The sequence below is a fragment of the Aurantibrevibacter litoralis genome (assembly GCF_034651555.1).
GTDB lineage: Bacteria > Bacteroidota > Bacteroidia > Flavobacteriales > Flavobacteriaceae > Aurantibrevibacter > Aurantibrevibacter litoralis.
This window is the reverse complement of record NZ_JAYEEQ010000015.1, coordinates 40,002-57,459: the sequence shown is the minus strand read 5'-3', so window position 1 is coordinate 57,459 and position 17,458 is coordinate 40,002. Positions and strand designations below refer to the sequence as shown.

Here is a 17,458-nt window from a genome sequence, read left to right as displayed (position 1 = left end):
CTCAATGCATAATGAGACGTGACTTTTTTTATTTTTGTTAAAAATTCTTCATGAACTATATTCTCTTCGATGGGAAAGTGCGAAATGCGCTACTGCCATTTACCTTTACGAGGCCTGTCGCTGAAATACGCATCGGAATTTTGACCGTTCGAGAAAAATGGCAACATTATTTAGGGACAACCGTATCCGTATGGACAGAAGCCTACTTGGAAGAAAAATTCCCATTTCTGGAGAAAGAGGAAAACATAGCCATTAATGCGTCTTTTTTACCGAATGCAGCGTTGGTGCAGCGCATCATCGCGCTAAACGAAAACGAAGTTCTTTTTTATAAGGATGAAATTTTAGCCTATAACAGTAAAAATGTCAAGCACACCCATAATTTTTCAAATTTTCGTCATTTTCAGTGGGAGGAAGTGGTGATGCAGCTTAGGCATACATGGGATATTTTTTCTAAAAATGCAGCGGCCTTAGAGGCCGACTTTACATTGTTAACTGCCGGCAGGAAAAGTGCAACGATTTCCAAAACAAATCACCTCATACATCCGGAACGAATCTTTTTAGAGGAAGGTGCCAAAGTAGAATACAGTATATTAAACGCTTCAGAAGGTCCTATATATTTAGGTAAAGATGCCGAAATTTGGGAGGGGAGTCTCATTCGGGGTGCCTTTGCGTTATGCGAGAAAGCCGTTGTAAAAATGGGAGGCAAAATTTACGGAGCTACTACTATAGGACCCTATAGTAAAGTGTGTGGAGAAATAAGCAATGCGGTTATTTTTGGGTATTCTAGTAAAGGACATGAAGGGTATTTAGGCAATGCAGTCTTGGGAGAATGGTGCAATATCGGTGCCGATTCTAATAATTCTAATTTAAAGAATAATTACGCTAAAGTGCGTTTATGGAATTACGATACCGAATCATTTGAGCAAACAGGATTGCAATTTTGCGGATTAATGATGGGCGATCACAGCAAAACAGCTATTAATACAATGTTTAATACGGGAACGGTTATTGGCGTGAATTGTAATATTTATGTACCCGGGTTTCCAAGAAATTTTGTACCCAGCTTCAGTTGGGGAGGTGCTTCCGGATTCAGTACCTATCAACTCAAAATAGCTTTTGAAGCGGCTAGGGTGATGATGGCCAGGCGTGGAGTCGTATTTGATGAAAAGGAAGAACGCATTCTTAGTGAGGTGTTTGAAATTACGAAAAAATGGCGAAATTACGACTAAAGCAAAGCTTGGAAGCACAATTATTAACGACCTCCTTAGAAATTTTTTACGTTTGGACTCAGCCAAATTTAAACGGTTACGCCAAGGGCATTAGCGATGAACGATGTATCTTTGCCTACCTTAAAAAAGAAAGATTAGGTATTTCGCCTACCAAAGATATATGAGTACAAAAAAAGTAGCATTTTATACCTTGGGCTGCAAGCTCAATTTTTCGGAAACATCTACCATTGCAAGAGGCTTTGAATCTAAAGGATTTGAAAAGGTAGCATTTACCGACGAAGCAGATATCTATGTGATAAATACCTGTTCGGTAACCGAAAATGCAGATAAGCGTTTTAAAACTATAGTAAAGCAAGCACAAAAGAGTAACCCAAAAGCCTTTATTGCCGCTATTGGATGCTATGCCCAATTGCAACCCGAAGCGTTGGCAGCTGTAGATGGTGTAGATTTGGTATTGGGTGCTTCTGAGAAATTTAAGATTACCGATTATATTAACGACCTTTCTAAAAATGATTTTGGCGAGGTGCACTCTTGCGAAATAGCAGAGGTCGATTTTTACACCGGAGGGTATGCCATTGGGGACAGAACTAGAGCTTTTTTAAAAGTCCAAGATGGTTGCGATTATAAATGCACGTATTGTACTATTCCCTTGGCACGAGGTATTTCTAGAAGTGCTAGTCTAGATAGTGTTTTGGCTAATGCAACAGAAATATCCAAAAAAGGTATAAAGGAAATTGTACTTACCGGAGTAAATATTGGCGATTATGGCAAAGGAGAATTTGGTAATAAAACTCACGAACATACTTTTTTAGAACTGATACAGGCCTTAGATAAAGTACAAGGAATTAGTAGACTACGTATTTCGTCTATAGAACCCAATTTATTAAAAAATGAAACCATCGATTTTGTGGCTACGAGCAAGGCTTTTGTACCTCATTTTCATATTCCCCTACAAAGCGGTAGCGATACAATTTTAAAACAAATGCGAAGACGCTACTTAAGAGATTTGTACCGGGAACGAGTGGCCAAGATAAAAGCAGTAATGCCACATGCGTGCATTGGGGTTGATGTCATTGTTGGCTTTCCCGGAGAAACCGATGCCGAGTTTTTAGAAACCTATCATTTTTTGAATGAATTGGATATCTCCTATTTGCATGTTTTCACCTATTCCGAACGAGATAATACCCCGGCGGCGCTTATGAAAGATGTGGTACCTTTAAAAATAAGACAAAAACGCAGTAAATTACTTCGTGGACTGTCGGTTAAAAAAAGAAGGGCGTTCTATGAAAGTCAACTCGGCAGTCGGCGAACAGTTTTATTTGAGGATGCCAACAAAGAGGGGTATATTTATGGGTTTACCGAAAATTATGTAAAGGTTAAAGCACCGTGGAATCCGGCATTAGTAAATACGCTTCATACCGTGACACTTGGTGATATTGATGCGGATGGCTTAGTGCGTTTTGCGTTCGTGGCTCGCGAAGCGGTCGTATAAAAAAATCCCGCCAAAGGGCGGGACATATGTAATTTGCAAATTACGATAGCTTGTCCTTAAATACGGATCCCTACAGGAAGCATTTCTTTGTATTGCCTGTTTTTCCTTAAGAATCCGGCAATTTGTGGGCTAGTTGGCACTACTCTTAACTTTCTTTCTTGAATAAGCATAAGAACGGCGGTTATAAAATCTTCTTTAAAACCGGGTTGTTCAATTTCTTCGGGAATGACTAATTTTGTCAAAAACACTTTGCGTTCTTGAGACGAATACTCAATTTTTGCCAAATGGCCATCAATTTTGGTTTCAAATTGACGCAAAAAGCTATTGTCCTTAATTTCTAATTCATTCATTATAGTTTGATTTTAGATTTTCATGTTCATAGAGATCACAATCGTTCCGAAATTGGATCGGTTTCTACCCATTTTTGCCAAAGTTTCAAAAGAAAGGACTGTATTTTGAGCAAAGAGGACAAAGATAGTAAATTAAATGCTAAATTCCTACCTAAATAGCGCGTTCTAAAAATGAGACCATCTCAGAAAATTCATGTGTATTTTATGCCCGGTATGGCTGCTAATAGTACTATATTCAGTAAAATTTCATTACCGGAATTACAATTTGAGATGCATTTTTTGGATTGGGTAATTCCAGAACAAGGTCAAGACCTTTGCACCTATGCAAGAGCGATGTGTAAAAAGGTGCTGCACGAAAACCCCGTGTTGGTAGGGGTCTCTTTTGGAGGACTTTTGGTTCAGGAAATGGCAAAATGGATTAAGGTGCAAAAAGTAATCATCATATCGAGTATAAAAAAGCGAAGTGAACTTCCTAAACGAATGGTTTTTGCAAAATACACCCGAATTCACAAATTATTGCCTACCGGGCTAGTGCATAATGTGGAGTTTTTAGCCAAATACGCCTTTGGAGAAACAGTGACCAAAAGATTAAAATTGTATGAACAATATCTTTCCATTAGGGATAAGCGGTATTTGGATTGGGCTATAGATCAAACCATAAATTGGTCTCAAAAAGAACCTATGGCACATACCATTCACATCCACGGAGCTAAAGATGCCGTATTTCCTATAACCAACATAACGCATTGTATTCTGGTAGAAAACGGAACCCACACCATGATTATTCATCGGTTTAGGTGGTTTAATGAACACTTGCCCACAATTATTTTAGAATCGTAGTAGTATTTAATACCTTTGAGGGTAATTAATCCATATGTAATATGCAGTTTTTTAAAAATATATTGATGTTTCTAGGGGTGTTGTTTGTCATTAGCACCTTGGTTTTCGCAGTAACACTGGACAGGAAGGATGGTGATGAACTAAATGGCATCACCAAAACGAAAGATTCGGTAGATACAGACCCTGTTGGGTATAGAATAACGGCAATTGAAATCCCTTCCAATCTCAATTTCGCCGGGGAAACGGTGCCGGTAAATGATCCGGAAATAATGGAACGACTAGACCGGGAATTTTTAGTAAATACCTATTGGCAATCCAATGCGGTTTTGTTGATTAAAAGAGCTCAAAAATATTTTCCAATTATAGAACCTATTTTGAAAAAAAATGGTATTCCCGACGACTTTAAGTATTTGGCCGTCGCCGAAAGTGGGTTAACCAATGCAATTTCTCCTGCCGGAGCTACCGGTTTTTGGCAGATAATGAAGGAAACGGCCAGAGATTATGGGCTTGAGGTGAATCAGAATGTAGATGAGCGGTATCATGTGGAAAAAAGTACCGAAGTAGCCTGTAAATACTTGCAAAATTCTAAAAAAAGGTTTGGAAATTGGACCATGGCCGCCGCCGCTTATAATGCGGGACCAGCAGGTGTGGCCAAATATATGGGAATTCAGAAAGCAGATGATTATTACGATCTTTTATTAGGAGAAGAAACCGGCCGTTATGTGTTTAGAATCTTGGCTATTAAGGAAATTATTTCTAATCCGGAAAAATACGGGTTTCATTTAGAACAGAAAGATTTTTATCCTGAAGTGCCGACCTTTACAGTAGAAGTATCGGAACCTGTATCTAATTTTGCCGATTTTGCCAACACCTATGAGATCAATTATAAAATTCTAAAGCGCCATAATCCATGGCTTAGAGAGCCTCATTTAAACAATGCTTCCGGGAAAAAATACACACTCCAAATCCCAAATAAAGGATATTATGTAATGTCTAAATAAATGATGAGGGCGCACAACGATTAGATTTTTTTCATCTGCTGTTGCATCATTTTAATTTGTTCGGTAAGCATATTCTGTTTGTCTAATTTCTTGGCTTCATTAAGCAGGGTAGTCGCTTCTCTTTTTCGTCGCTTTTGCATCGCAATTCCTGCTAAACTTAACTTCGCCATAGCCACATCATAATCCATACTGAGGCCTAGTTTTAGTGCCTTCTTAAAGAATTTTTCGGCTTGCGAAAGATTGGTCTGCGAATGTATTATACCGTGCAGGTAGTTAAAATACCCTTGTTGTTTTACCGTAAGGGCGGCTTCCGGATTTTTAATGCGATCTAACCATTTTTTGGTTCCGTCCAAATCTTGTTTGCGCATTTTAAGGAAAGCTAGCAATATAATTTCATTTCTAAAGTATAAGAAAATAAAAATAAGTGACAATAGAATAAGAAAAATGCCATTGCCGACATTGCCGTCTATAAATTGATAAACGGCATATGCAATAAGCAATCCCGCGATGATTAGTTTAAAAATTTTGTGAAACATGAGTTGTATTTAATAATTCGTAGGTAATTTGTGAGGTTATCGTGGTTGGAATTTCTTCGTTCGAGTTTAGATCTTTAGAGATACCGCTGTAGGTCCCTGAAACCTTCATCGTTTTTAAAAAGCCGTTTGCTGTGTTTGTTTTTATTTCTGTTTCTTGATGGCCATTGAGTTCCATGGACATGGTGTTTTCTTTTAAAGTCATTACGACCTCAGCTTCCCCTAAAATGGTGGCGTTAGATGCGGTTAAATCTTCAAGCTTCCATGTGTTTTTTGAATGGAGTTTGCCATCATAATAGTTAACCCAAGTATCACCCACCTTTATGGGCGTGGTGGGATAGATGAAGGTCATTTGCTCATAACTATCAGACAAGGCTTTAGATCCGAAGTCATTTTCCAAAGTGTTTTTAAGAATATCTAATGATAATGCATCCTCAATTTCAGCGGCTTGAACCATTTTTGACACCAATTTGTCTCCTCCGCTAACTTGGAGAATATCCCCGTTTTTCGCAAGAAAGAGTTTTACAGGACTGTTTAATAAGGAATGGTACATTTTAGACGAAATGTCACCTTCATGAACTTCCTTTGCATTGACGGCCAGAAGTTCACCTAATAAATTTGAAGAAATATGTAATTTTAAGTCATTAAACTTGAGCTCTAAAACAAACTGATCTTCTTGCTTATCAATAACTTTTAATTGAAATACACCCTCTAGAGTATTGGTAATGATCTGTTCGGTATCTCCTATAGTTTGTGTAATGCGTTGTTTCGCATTTTGGTGTAAAACAAAAACATCCCCAATTTTAAGTCGATACTCTAGTAGCGTTTGGCCATAAAAAAAACAAGGTAAAAACAGGCCAAATAGAAAGATAACAATGTTTTTCATGGGTGTAACGCACTCGTTTTAAGTCGCCACAAAAGTAATAAAAACAATCCACAATATTTTTAAATTTAGATTTGCCAAAGCAAAAAGTCTTTGTATATTTGCGCCCAGTTTTGCGATAGTTTTCGTAGAGTTTGAAAAATCCGATTTTAAGCACGTAAAATAGTTTCAGTAATGAAGAGAACATATCAGCCATCAAAAAGGAAGAGAAAAAATAAGCATGGATTTAGGGAACGTATGGCTACTGCTAATGGTAGAAAAGTTCTTGCAAGAAGAAGAGCAAAGGGAAGAAAAAAGCTAACCGTATCTTCTGAAGGGCGACACAAAAAATAATGATTGTATTTTTTAGAAATAGCGAGGTGTTACTTTTTTAAAAGTAGCACCTTTTTTTTGTTCACTAATTTTTTAATATTCAAGTATTTCGTAAAATGCCAAAAAGAGAAGATTTAAAGTCCATTTTAATTATTGGTTCTGGTCCTATTGTCATTGGGCAGGCCTGTGAGTTTGATTATGCCGGTACCCAGGCTTTGCGTTCGCTGCGGGAAGATGGAATTAAGACCGTGCTCATTAATAGTAATCCGGCGACTATTATGACGGATCCAACGATGGCCGATCATGTGTACTTAAAACCGTTGACCACCAAATCCATTATCGAAATTTTGAAGTTGCATCCCGAAATTGATGCAGTATTGCCTACCATGGGTGGGCAAACGGCACTAAACTTGTGTATTGAAGCGGATGAAAAGGGAATATGGAAGGATTTTAATGTGAAACTTATTGGGGTAGATATCAATGCCATTAATATTACAGAAGATCGGGAGAAGTTTCGCGAACTTATGTTAAAAATAGGGATTGGCATGGCACCACAAGCTACAGCCACTTCCTTTCTCAAAGGGAAGGAAATTGCACAAGAATTTGGATTTCCACTCGTAATTAGAGCGTCGTATACCTTGGGTGGCGCAGGGGCATCCATTGTGTACAGGGCAGAAGATTTTGATGAGTTGCTGAGTCGTGGATTAGAAATATCACCAATTCATGAGGTTATGATAGATAAGGCCTTAATGGGTTGGAAAGAATATGAACTAGAACTCTTACGCGATAAGAATGACAATGTGGTCATTATTTGTACCATAGAAAATATGGATCCCATGGGTATTCATACGGGCGACTCTATAACCGTGGCGCCTGCCATGACGCTATCCGATGTTACCTTTCAAAAGATGCGCGACATGGCAATTAAAATGATGCGGAGTATTGGAGATTTTGCCGGTGGATGCAATGTACAGTTTGCTGTAAGTCCGGATGATCAGGAAGACATCATCGCCATAGAGATTAATCCCAGAGTTTCCCGTTCGTCGGCTTTGGCCTCTAAAGCTACAGGATATCCCATAGCTAAAATTGCCGCCAAACTCGCCATAGGATACCATCTTAACGAACTAGGCAACCAAATAACGAAACTTACTTCGGCCTTATTTGAGCCTACTTTAGATTATGTAATCGTAAAAATTCCGCGATGGAACTTTGATAAATTCGAAGGTTCGGACCGTACCTTAGGCCTGCAAATGAAATCGGTGGGTGAAGTAATGGGCATTGGCCGCTCGTTTCAAGAAGCCTTACACAAAGCCACTCAATCTTTAGAGATTAAACGGAACGGTTTGGGGGCAGATGGTAAAGGATACAAAGAGTATGACCAAATTATCAGTAAACTCACAATTCCGAGTTGGGATAGGGTTTTTGTGATTTATGATGCTATTCAGATGGGAATTCCACTGAGCCGCATTCACGATATTACAAAAATAGATATGTGGTTTCTAAGGCAATATGAAGAACTACACTTTTTAGAGAAGGAAATTTCAAAATATACGGTAGATACCGTTCCTTATGATCTTTTACTTGAAGCGAAACAAAAGGGATTTGCCGACCGGCAGATTGCACATATGCTCGATTGTTATGAAAGTGAAGTACACAACAAGCGTTCTGCTTTAGGAATAAACAGGGTTTTTAAATTGGTGGATACCTGTGCGGCAGAATTTAAGGCGATGACCCCCTATTACTATTCTACTTTTGAGGCCGAAATTGAAACCCCAGAAGGAAAGCGCTATGTGGCCAATGATAGTACAGTTACCGATAAAAAGAAAATTGTGGTTCTAGGCTCGGGGCCTAATAGAATAGGGCAGGGGATAGAGTTTGATTATTGTTGCGTGCATGGCGTATTGGCTGCCGCAGAATGCGGTTACGAAACTATTATGATCAATTGTAACCCCGAAACGGTTTCCACAGATTTTGATATTTCGGACAAACTTTACTTTGAACCTGTTTTTTGGGAACATATTTATGATATCATTAAGCACGAGAAACCAGAAGGAGTTATTGTGCAGCTCGGCGGACAAACAGCACTAAAATTGGCCGAGAAACTAGATAAATACGGTATTAAAATTATAGGCACCAGTTTTCAAGCATTAGATTTGGCAGAAGATCGTGGAAGTTTTTCTAAACTTCTAAAGGATAATGACATCCCTTACCCCGAATTTGGAGTGGCCGAAACAGCCGATGAGGCATTAACACTTTCAGATCGTTTGGGATTTCCGCTCTTGGTAAGACCTTCATACGTGCTGGGCGGGCAGGGCATGAAAATCGTAATCAATAGAGAAGAACTAGAAGCTCATGTGGTAGACTTGCTACATAAAATACCCAATAACAAATTATTGTTAGATCATTACTTAGATGGTGCCATTGAAGCAGAGGCCGATGCCATTTGCGACGGGGAAGATGTTTACATTATTGGCATCATGGAACACATAGAGCCTTGTGGTATTCATTCGGGAGACTCTAATGCCACACTACCGCCATTTAATTTGGGTGAATTTGTAATGCAACAAATAAAAGACCATACCAAAAAAATCGCTTTGGCTTTGCGAACAGTAGGTCTTATCAATATCCAGTTTGCCATAAAAGATGATATGGTTTATATCATTGAAGCCAACCCCAGAGCCTCGCGAACTGTGCCTTTTATTTCTAAAGCCTATAAAGAACCTTATGTGAATTATGCCACCAAAGTAATGCTTGGAGAAAAGAAGGTAAAGGATTTTACCTTTAATCCGCAATTGGAAGGTTATGCCATAAAACAGCCTGTGTTTTCCTTTAATAAGTTTCCTAACGTAAATAAAAACCTAGGGCCCGAAATGAAAAGTACGGGCGAAAGTATCCTTTTTATTGATAGTTTAAAGGACGATGAATTTTACAATCTATATGCCAGAAGGAAGATGTACTTGAGTAAATAACTAAGGTGTCAACGTAGTAAAAAGGGCTATTTTAAACACGAAATAGCCCTTTTTTTAAGGTAAAAGGGTCTAGATTAACTGCCCCATTCCGTATGAAAAATGCCTTCTCTATAGGTTCGTTCGTAGGTGTGCGATCCAAAATGATCGCGTTGTGCTTGTATAAGATTCAATGGTAGTCGTGCAGAGGTATAGGCATCGAAATAGGTTAATGCATTTGATAGTGCGGCCACCGGAACACCGTTGGTGGCGGCATAAGCTACCATTTTACGAGCTGCGTTTACTGTTGATTGCACTTTGCGTACAAATTGTGTATCCAACAATAGGTTTGGCAAATTTTTATTTGTGGAATACGCTTCAGCTATATCTTGTAACAAGCCGTCACGCATCATATAATCCGGTTCTGTATGGCTAACTACCCAACCAACAGAAGATACCTTTATTTTTCGTTCTCTTTAATTAATAGCGCTACTTCCAATTTTAATTTTGGAAGATGGTTTGTCAGGATAGACCAAATATTCTCATTCGAAATATTGTCATAAGCATGGATGACTTGATTTCTTAATCCAATAATTGCTTTTGAATTGCTAATTTTTGTAGCAAAACTAGTGTCACGAGTTATAATGCGGTTTACTGCTTCTCCGATAATCTCAAGATTTCTTTCGACTGCTCTTTTAAGCATCACATTATTCTTGTATTTAAAAAAATCTTTTTCTTCAGCTATAAAAAAGCTGTCAATTTCTTCAATACTCATTTTAATATCGTAAAGCCATTTAAGAATTCTTTCATCCATAAATAAGCTCTTTAGATTTGTTTATGGCGTTTATTAAAATCGGGTTTCTTAAAGTTTGTTCTTCAACTAAGTCCACTTTACGCCCAAATAGCTGTTCTAAATTCTCTTTGAAATCCATATAATTATCTAAATACTTTGACAACTCAATGAATTTAAATTTTACAAGAAGGTCAATATCACTTTCTTTATTGAAGTTAGAACTTAGCGCCGAGCCAAATAGATACATTTTTTCCACATGGTACATTGTACAAAGTCTTTTTAAGTCTTCAATTCTTCGGTCAACTACTCTCATAAAGCAAATTTAGATAAAAATGTTCTCTTTAATCTAAAGAATTGCACGAGGCAAGCCTCAGGGTTTCCGTATCCACCACTCCTTTGGAGCGGTCGAAACTTCTATTGGCAGTTTCTGGTGAGGTGAAATAATGAATTTCGGTTTTGACCTTCAGGTGAAAATGAAACTGGCCAAACCTACCCTAAGCACTTCTATAAACACACTAGGGCATTTATCGAAGGAGTACCCCTACGGCTTGTCTCGGGGATCGTCAGTTTTATGAAATTCTTTATTCTTGATACCTAAATGCGCACAGCCAACCGCTGATTTATGAACCCCATTCCGTATGAAAAATGCCTTCTCTATCGGTTCGTTCGTAGGTGTGCGATCCAAAATGATCGCGTTGTGCTTGTATAAGATTCAATGGTAGTCGTGCAGAGGTATAGGCATCGAAATAGGTTAATGCATTTGATAGTGCGGCCACCGGAACACCGTTGGTGGCGGCATAAGCTACCATTTTACGAGCTGCGTTTACTGTTGATTGCACTTTGCGTACAAATTGTGTATCCAACAATAGGTTTGGCAAATTTTTATTTGAGGAATACGCCTCAGCTATATCTTCTAACAAGCTGGCACGTATAATGCAACCCGCACGCCATATTTTGGCAATCACTGCAAGATCTAAATCATACCCATATTCTTTAGAAGCACTTTCTAATTGGTGCAGCCCTTGGGCATACGTAATAATGTAGGCAAAATATAAGGCCTCTTCCGCTAGTTCCAGCACTTCTGTTTTATCCATTGCTGCAGGAACAGGTCTGTCATACAGCGCATCAGCTTGAACGCGCTCGTCTTTTAGCGCAGAGATTTCGCGCATGCTAACTGCCACATCAATAGTGGGGATGGGAATACCAAGATCCATAGCGTTTTGCGACGTCCATTTCCCGGTTCCTTTTTGTTTGGCTTTGTCTAAAATTTTATCCACCAGCAATCCTTCACCTTTATCATCTTTTTGTTTTAAAATTTCAGCGGTAATTTCCACTAAAAAGGACTGTAATCGTCCTTGATTCCATAATGCAAAAGCCTCTTGTAATGCCACAGGGTCTACCCCACATTTTTTAAGCACATCGTACATTTCTGAAATGAGCTGCATAAGGCCATATTCAATGCCATTATGCACCATTTTTACATAATTTCCGGCCGATTTTGGCCCCAAATAGGCCACACAGGGTTCGCCATTAAATTTTGCGGACACGGCTTCAAAAATGGGCTGTACTTCTTTATAGGCTGTTTTAGATCCTCCCGGCATAATACTCGGACCCTTTCTGGCACCATCGGCACCTCCAGAAACTCCGGCACCAAAGAAGTTTATTTTTTTTGTTTTTAAATAACTTTCCCTTCGGTCGGTATCTGTAAAAAAGGAATTGCCCCCATCTATAATAATATCATCTTCGTCTAAAAATGGCACTAAGCCTTCAATGACATTGTCTACAATTTTTCCGGCAGGAACTAATAACATAATTTTTCTAGGCTTCGATAGCGCTTGCACAAAGGTTTTAACGTCTGTAGTAGCATTTACTTTGGTTTCATCCCCGCCTTCGGCAATAAGGGCTTGTACCTTTTCGGCATCCCTATCGTGGCCAAACGCCGTAAATTGATTATCAACCACATTTAAAATAAAATTTCGCCCCATTACGCCAAGACCAATAAGTCCAAAATCATAGGTTTTTTGTTCCATAAGAATATTTGTTTTTTAAATCGATGATGCTATAGGATAATCACGACCCGTTTGTACGTACTAAAAATGAAATTAATAGTATCTTAGTGCCGTATTATTTAGCTTGATCAAAATTACCATAAAATTTTTTAGCGCCATAAAATACATGCTTTTAATCGTATAACAAATCCTAAAATAGGCAAAACATACATGAATAAACCTAAAACAACGAACCAAATGCTGGTCATATTTGGAGCCTCCGGAGATCTTACGGCCAGAAAATTGATTCCTGCATTGTACAATTTGTACAAAGGCGGGCATCTTCCGGAACATTTTGTGGTATTAGGTACCAGCCGAAGTAATCTTACAGATGGGGAATTTCGTAAAAAAGTAGTCTTAGAAAGTATGTATTTAAAGGATGATCTAAAAGATAAGGCAGACGATTTTATAAATACCTTTGCAGATAAACTCTTTTATCAGGATTTAGGGGAGGGTTATGACGTTCGCTTCGATAAGCTTGCTACGCGCATTTCGGATCTCAACAAAAAATTTCAAACAGATCATAATTATATTTTTTACCTATCTACCCCGCCTAATTTATACGAGACAATTGCCAAAAATCTTGCAGCAGAAAATTTGAACAATGAGTCTAAAGGCTGGAAACGGCTTATTGTGGAAAAACCTTTTGGCTACAGTCTAAAAACTGCACAAGAACTAAATCATGGGTTGCACCGTTATTTTGAGGAGCCTCAGATTTACAGAATAGATCATTATTTGGGTAAAGAAACGGTACAGAATTTATTAGTGACACGTTTTTCTAACAGTATTTTTGAACCTCTGTGGAATCGAAATTATATACAACATGTAGAAATTACCAATGCAGAAAGTGTAGGCGTGGAAAAGCGCGGCGGCTATTACGACAAATCCGGGGCATTGCGAGATATGTTTCAAAACCACCTGTTACAGATTGTGTCTTTGGTTGTTATGGAACCACCAATTAGCGCAAAGGCCGAAGATATACGAAATGAGAAGGTAAAAGCCCTGAAGTCTTTAAAGATTATGACAGACGAAAAAACACTTTACGATAATACCATACGCGCACAGTATGTGGCATCGGTTATTAATGGGGAAAAGGTGAAAGGCTACCGTGAGGAAGAGGGTGTAGATCCGGAGTCTAAAACGGAAACCTATGCGGCCATTAAGTTTTTTGTAGACAATTGGCGGTGGAAAGATGTTCCGTTTTTTGTGCGCACCGCAAAGCGAATGCCAACCAAGGTTACCGAAGTGGTTATTCATTTTAAATCGCCGCATCATCATATTTTTAGTGATGCAGATGTACTTAATAAGGACAATAAACTGGTAATACGCATACAACCAGACGAGGGTATTCTTATAAAATTCGGCGTAAAGGTGCCCGGTCAAGGCTTTAAAGTAGAACGTGCAAATCTGGATTTTAACTATTCTAGTTTGGCGGACTCCAATATTATGGAAGCCTACGAGCGTCTTCTGCTCGATGCGATGCAAGGCGATGCTACCTTATATGCCAGGTCTGATGAAGTAGAAGCCGCATGGGAGTTTGTTGATCCTATTCTAAAGTATTGGGAGAATGGTACCGATGTGAGGACCTACGGCTATTCTGCGGGCGTTTGGGGACCTAAAAACGCCGATGAATTAATGGATAACGGGTACACCTGGCGCAATCCAGGCGAACTTTTGACCGATGATTCCGGCTTTTGTGTATTGTGTTAATAAAAAACAATGGAGGTAAAAATTTACGATTCTAAAGAGGCGGTTGCCATCCATTTTTCAGAATATCTTAAGGCCTTTGTAGCGACTCGTCAAAAGGTTCATATTGCACTATCTGGAGGTAGTACACCTAAAATTGTTTTTGACGTGTTGGCCTCCACCTATAAATCGGGTATCGATTGGTCTAAAATTTATTTGTATTGGGGAGATGAACGCTGCGTGCCTCCCAATGATGATGAAAGTAACTATAAAATGACTGTGACGCATTTAGTGTCGAAAATTGATATTCCCAAAGAAAACATCTTTAGAATAAAAGGTGAAAATACGCCAGAGTTGGAGGCCGCTTCCTATGCTGCGCTTTTAGAAAAAGAATTGCCTTACAGCAATGGGGTACCACAATTTGATTTGGTTATTTTGGGTATGGGCGATGACGGACACACCGCTTCTATCTTTCCGCACAATATTCATTTATGGGATGAAACTACTTTTTGTGCGGTTGCCGAACATCCAACCTCCGGTCAAAAGCGAATCACTCTTACAGGATCAATTATTAACAATGCCCAATCTGTGGTCTTTTTGGTGACAGGTGCCGGAAAGTCGCAAAAAGTTAGAGAAATACTGCAACAAAAAGGAGATTTTAAGACGTACCCTGCTTCTTTGGTAGCGCCTTCCTCCCAAAACCTTATTTGGTTTTTAGATACGGATGCGGCACGAGAACTTACTTGAGGTCGAGCGTTACATTTTCGGAATGCAGCGCTTGTATATGCGCATCTAACTGAAATTTGTTAGTGTCAAAGCGTGTGCTTCGTTGTTTGGCCTCATCTTTACGTTGCATACTTCGGGCAAACCTCCGTACCCCTTGACGATCTTCTAAAATAAGTCCGGGTACCGGAATGTTTTTACCATTGGGATCTTTGGCGACCATGGTAAAATAGGAAGAGTTGCAATGTTTTCGTTCTCCGGTGGTTATGTTTTCGGAATCTACCCGAACACCTACGACCATAGAGGTCTTCCCGGTGTAATTTACCATGGCTCTCAAAGTTACTAACTCGCCCACTTCAATAGGGTTCAGAAAATCGACTTTATTCACCGATGCGGTAACGCAATAACTTCGGGAATGTTTAGAAGCACAGGCAAATGCAATTTGATCCATGAGGTTTAAAATATAACCTCCGTGTATTTTGCCACTAAAGTTAGAATGTGCGGGTAGCATCAATTCTGTGATGCTAACACGAGATTCTTTGGCCGACTTAAAATTGTTCATACAGCAATATTTTTATCTAAAATGTGGTGATTTTTCTTGTTCCACATGGGTTATAAAATAATTGGTATCACCCAACCAAAAAAAAGTGGTGTACCTCTCTATATAGTCGAGCTTCACATAAGAACCTTGATATTTTTTTAAATTATTTATGACTTCGGTATCTTTATCTAACACAGAAAAGGCAAAAATCTGCGCACCGGAGATGCCCTGACTAATTTCGCCTTCCCAGGTTTTTGCTAATACGCCTTTGTGGCTAATCTTTATCAACTCACCCGAACGTACGCCTGTGCTATAGGGCACATAATATACAAAGGCATAATACAAGGCTAAAAGGGCTATGAGACTCGTTGCGATGAGCAATACTACTTTTTTCATGATGGTTGTTTGTTGAGGGTGATTTTATGATTTTAATACCGGAAGGATGGTCTTATTAAGTGGCTTTTCCGTTTTTTATAACTTTTGGTTTATATTTCTACATTTTTGATATCTCCCGCTCTAAAGGACCATTCCCTATGTGCATCTAAATCTTGTCGTAACAACAGCTTTTGCAACTACATTATTTACAATTTTTAGTGGATAGTTTACAATTGATGGTTTCATATTCTATCTCCCTTCACATTCTCTTACAACCAACAACTAGCAACGAACAACCATCAACGAACAACGAACAACCATCAACCAACATTACATATCCAATTCTATTTAATCATCTTTGTCCGCCCTGTTTAAAATGGCTTCGGGAATCGATTTTTTTGCTTTGGCTCCCATCTTTTTTAGTCGTTCTATACTACTTACAATATTACCTTTTCCTTCGATCAATTTGTTCATGGCACCACGGTATTCTGTTTTTGCTTCGTCCATTTTTTTACCCACCTTGGTAAGGTCTGTTACAAATCCTTCAAACTTGTCGTATAAGGCTCCGGCTTGGCGAGCAATTTCCATGGCATTCCGCTGTTGTTTTTCATTATTCCACATACTATCTATGGTACGCAAGGTAGCCAAAAGGGTAGTGGGGGTTACAATAATGATATTTTGCTCAAACGCCTTATTGTACAAACTACTGTCGTTGTTTATCGCTATGGCAAAAGCGGGTTCTATGGGTACAAACATCAACACAAAATCCGGACTCTCCATTTCGTACAAGTCTTCATATTTTTTGGCAGATAACTGGTCTACATGCCTACGTAAGGAAGTAATGTGATCCTTCAAAAATTTGTCCTTAAACTCATCTTCTGCATTTACAAAACGCTCATAATCGGTGAGCGATACTTTGGAATCTACGATCATTTTTTTGCCGTCGGGCAGATGAATAATAACGTCGGGAAGTACCCGAGTACCGTCGGGTCTCGTAAAGCTTTGTTGCACAGTATATTCGCGATCTTTTACTAATCCCGATTTTTCCAAAACACGTTCTAACACCAACTCTCCCCAATTTCCCTGTATTTTACTATCTCCTTTTAAGGCTTTCGTTAAATTTTCGGCCTCCTGTGTAATTTTTAGATTTTGGGCATGTAAATTGGCCAGTTGCTCTTTTAATGCAGAATGCATGCCAACACTCTCCTTTTGGCTGTCTTCCACTTTCTTTTCGAAGAGCTGTATCTTCTCTTGCAAGGGCGTAAGAATATTTTTAATATTTTCTTTGTTCTGTTCGGTGAATTTGGAACTTTTTTCATCCAGAATCTTATTCGCTAAATTCTCGAATTCTTTGGTAAACTTTTCCTGTATCTTTTCTACCTCTTCTTTTTGTTCCTTGTTTTTCAAAACCAAATTCTCTAAGTCGGCTTGATAACGGACAATTTGATTTCCCAGTTGCTCTTTTTCATCCTGTAAGGCTTTTTCTTTATCTGCGGAAGCTAATAGTCTTTCCTCCATGTGCGCCAACCTTTTTTGGAGCTGACTTTCGCGTTCCAAGAGGGTACTTTGGGTAGATTTTGTTTTTAGGGTTTGAATGTAATTGCCTAAAAAATAGCCCAGCGTAAGAAAAAGTATTCCTACAATGATGTTAATTATTATTCCTTCCATTTTGTACAATTGTTGGAAGTAAAGATAAAGGATTGTTTT

At 38.8% G+C, this 17,458-nt stretch carries 19 protein-coding genes; 9 read left to right on the top strand and 10 right to left on the bottom strand.

What is annotated here, in order from left to right:
• The first annotated feature begins 50 nt into the window (after nt 1-50).
• Genes U1E44_RS12525 through mtaB form a run of 3 tightly spaced genes read left to right on the top strand, consistent with a single transcriptional unit; the run spans nt 51 to nt 2,721 of the window.
• On the top strand, nt 51-1,229 hold the full coding sequence (locus tag U1E44_RS12525; RefSeq protein WP_322931435.1) for a GlmU family protein: 1,179 nt from the start codon (nt 51-53) through the stop codon (nt 1,227-1,229).
• A complete protein-coding gene (locus tag U1E44_RS12520) occupies nt 1,211-1,393 on the top strand; it encodes a hypothetical protein (RefSeq protein WP_322931434.1) in 183 nt (60 codons plus the stop codon). The genes U1E44_RS12525 and U1E44_RS12520 overlap by 19 nt, the downstream gene beginning before the upstream one ends.
• The gene (mtaB, locus tag U1E44_RS12515) at nt 1,390-2,721 is read left to right on the top strand and encodes a tRNA (N(6)-L-threonylcarbamoyladenosine(37)-C(2))-methylthiotransferase MtaB (protein WP_322931433.1); all 1,332 of its coding nucleotides are present in this window, start codon (nt 1,390-1,392) and stop codon (nt 2,719-2,721) included. Before U1E44_RS12520 ends, mtaB begins: the two co-directional genes overlap by 4 nt.
• Nucleotides 2,722-2,777: 56 nt before the next feature.
• Here the strand turns inward: mtaB and U1E44_RS12510 are convergent, their stop codons facing one another.
• Nucleotides 2,778-3,071, bottom strand: a complete 294-nt coding sequence (locus U1E44_RS12510; protein WP_322931432.1) for a GNAT family N-acetyltransferase — start codon at nt 3,069-3,071, stop codon at nt 2,778-2,780.
• A 171-nt stretch (nt 3,072-3,242) separates the two neighbouring features.
• On the opposite strand from U1E44_RS12510, the gene U1E44_RS12505 reads away from it, so the two are divergent.
• Nucleotides 3,243-3,911 (top strand): alpha/beta hydrolase, encoded by a 669-nt coding sequence (locus tag U1E44_RS12505; RefSeq protein ID WP_322931431.1) that lies wholly within the window; start codon nt 3,243-3,245, stop codon nt 3,909-3,911.
• Nucleotides 3,912-3,952: 41 nt separating this feature from the next.
• Nucleotides 3,953-4,912 carry a lytic transglycosylase domain-containing protein gene (locus U1E44_RS12500; protein WP_322931430.1) on the top strand — a complete coding sequence of 320 codons (960 nt, stop codon included), beginning with the start codon at nt 3,953-3,955 and terminating at the stop codon, nt 4,910-4,912.
• Nucleotides 4,913-4,932: 20 nt separating this feature from the next.
• Here U1E44_RS12500 and U1E44_RS12495 read toward each other — a convergent pair whose 3' ends face one another.
• On the bottom strand, nt 4,933-5,448 hold the full coding sequence (locus U1E44_RS12495; protein ID WP_322931429.1) for a hypothetical protein: 516 nt from the start codon (nt 5,446-5,448) through the stop codon (nt 4,933-4,935).
• Nucleotides 5,429-6,331 (bottom strand): DUF6263 family protein, encoded by a 903-nt coding sequence (locus U1E44_RS12490; RefSeq protein WP_322931428.1) that lies wholly within the window; start codon nt 6,329-6,331, stop codon nt 5,429-5,431. The genes U1E44_RS12495 and U1E44_RS12490 overlap by 20 nt, the downstream gene beginning before the upstream one ends.
• Before the next feature lie 171 nt (nt 6,332-6,502).
• On the opposite strand from U1E44_RS12490, the gene rpmH reads away from it, so the two are divergent.
• Both rpmH and carB read left to right on the top strand, forming a co-directional pair.
• Complete coding sequence (gene rpmH, locus U1E44_RS12485) at nt 6,503-6,661, top strand: 50S ribosomal protein L34 (RefSeq protein ID WP_322931427.1); 159 nt, start codon at nt 6,503-6,505, stop codon at nt 6,659-6,661.
• Between the two features lie 95 nt (nt 6,662-6,756).
• Nucleotides 6,757-9,609 carry a carbamoyl-phosphate synthase large subunit gene (carB, locus tag U1E44_RS12480; RefSeq protein ID WP_322931426.1) on the top strand — a complete coding sequence of 951 codons (2,853 nt, stop codon included), beginning with the start codon at nt 6,757-6,759 and terminating at the stop codon, nt 9,607-9,609.
• A gap of 74 nt (nt 9,610-9,683) precedes the next feature.
• Here the strand turns inward: carB and U1E44_RS12475 are convergent, their stop codons facing one another.
• From U1E44_RS12475 to gndA, 4 genes are all read right to left on the bottom strand, one after another.
• The gene (locus U1E44_RS12475) at nt 9,684-9,998 is read right to left on the bottom strand and encodes an NADP(+)-dependent, decarboxylating phosphogluconate dehydrogenase (protein ID WP_322931425.1); all 315 of its coding nucleotides are present in this window, start codon (nt 9,996-9,998) and stop codon (nt 9,684-9,686) included.
• Nucleotides 9,999-10,045: 47 nt separating this feature from the next.
• The gene (locus tag U1E44_RS12470) at nt 10,046-10,399 is read right to left on the bottom strand and encodes a HepT-like ribonuclease domain-containing protein (RefSeq protein WP_322931424.1); all 354 of its coding nucleotides are present in this window, start codon (nt 10,397-10,399) and stop codon (nt 10,046-10,048) included.
• Nucleotides 10,392-10,691 (bottom strand): nucleotidyltransferase family protein, encoded by a 300-nt coding sequence (locus U1E44_RS12465; protein WP_322931423.1) that lies wholly within the window; start codon nt 10,689-10,691, stop codon nt 10,392-10,394. Before U1E44_RS12465 ends, U1E44_RS12470 begins: the two co-directional genes overlap by 8 nt.
• A 307-nt stretch (nt 10,692-10,998) precedes the next feature.
• On the bottom strand, nt 10,999-12,408 hold the full coding sequence (gene gndA, locus U1E44_RS12460) for an NADP-dependent phosphogluconate dehydrogenase (RefSeq protein ID WP_322931422.1): 1,410 nt from the start codon (nt 12,406-12,408) through the stop codon (nt 10,999-11,001).
• 189 nt (nt 12,409-12,597) lie between these two features.
• On the opposite strand from gndA, the gene zwf reads away from it, so the two are divergent.
• The gene (gene zwf / locus U1E44_RS12455) at nt 12,598-14,136 is read left to right on the top strand and encodes a glucose-6-phosphate dehydrogenase (protein ID WP_322931421.1); all 1,539 of its coding nucleotides are present in this window, start codon (nt 12,598-12,600) and stop codon (nt 14,134-14,136) included.
• 9 nt (nt 14,137-14,145) lie between these two features.
• Nucleotides 14,146-14,859 carry a 6-phosphogluconolactonase gene (gene pgl, locus U1E44_RS12450; RefSeq protein ID WP_322931420.1) on the top strand — a complete coding sequence of 238 codons (714 nt, stop codon included), beginning with the start codon at nt 14,146-14,148 and terminating at the stop codon, nt 14,857-14,859.
• Here pgl and U1E44_RS12445 read toward each other — a convergent pair.
• The 3 genes from U1E44_RS12445 to U1E44_RS12435 all read right to left on the bottom strand — a co-directional run bounded on the left by U1E44_RS12445 (nt 14,852) and on the right by U1E44_RS12435 (nt 17,419).
• Nucleotides 14,852-15,397 (bottom strand): acyl-CoA thioesterase, encoded by a 546-nt coding sequence (locus U1E44_RS12445; protein ID WP_322931419.1) that lies wholly within the window; start codon nt 15,395-15,397, stop codon nt 14,852-14,854. The two genes, pgl and U1E44_RS12445, sit on opposite strands and share 8 nt — an antisense overlap.
• Nucleotides 15,398-15,409: 12 nt before the next feature.
• Entirely contained in the window at nt 15,410-15,772 is a 363-nt protein-coding gene (locus U1E44_RS12440; protein WP_322931418.1) for a hypothetical protein, read from the bottom strand.
• 327 nt (nt 15,773-16,099) lie between these two features.
• Entirely contained in the window at nt 16,100-17,419 is a 1,320-nt protein-coding gene (locus tag U1E44_RS12435; RefSeq protein ID WP_322931417.1) for a DNA recombination protein RmuC, read from the bottom strand.
• Between the last annotated feature and the right edge of the window lie 39 nt (nt 17,420-17,458).